The organism is Cognatundibacterium luofuense (assembly GCF_018139685.1).
Classification (GTDB): domain Bacteria; phylum Pseudomonadota; class Gammaproteobacteria; order Burkholderiales; family Burkholderiaceae_D; genus Undibacterium; species Undibacterium luofuense.
Genome location: NZ_JAGSPN010000197.1, coordinates 1 through 416 on the forward strand (window position 1 = coordinate 1; position 416 = coordinate 416).

Annotated in this window: 1 protein-coding gene; it reads left to right on the forward strand. The window is 55.5% G+C overall.

All coding sequences use genetic code 11. The features are described from left to right. On the forward strand, nt 1–416 hold a 416-nt coding region (locus KDM89_RS20005; RefSeq protein WP_212689631.1), incomplete at both ends, for an NAD-glutamate dehydrogenase domain-containing protein.

A 416-nucleotide genomic window follows, 5' to 3' on the forward strand; every position in this document is an offset into this window, starting at 1 on the left:
CGTGGCTTGCTATAAGATCTTCCTGTCCGGCCTGCTGGATATTACTGACAACATCGTCAAAGGCGCGGTGGTGGCACCGGCGCAAGTGGTGCGCCATGATCCGGATGATCCTTATCTGGTGGTGGCGGCGGATAAAGGCACGGCGACTTTCTCTGATATCGCCAACGGCGTATCAGCGGATTACGGTTTCTGGTTAGGTGACGCCTTCGCTTCTGGTGGTTCGGTGGGTTACGATCACAAAAAAATGGGCATTACCGCACGCGGCGCCTGGGAATCGGTCAAGCGCCATTTCCGCTCCATGGGCATCAATACCCAGACGACACCGTTCACAGTGGCGGGTATCGGCGATATGTCGGGTGACGTGTTTGGTAACGGCATGCTGTTATCGGAACAGATTAAGCTGGTTGCTGCTTTCG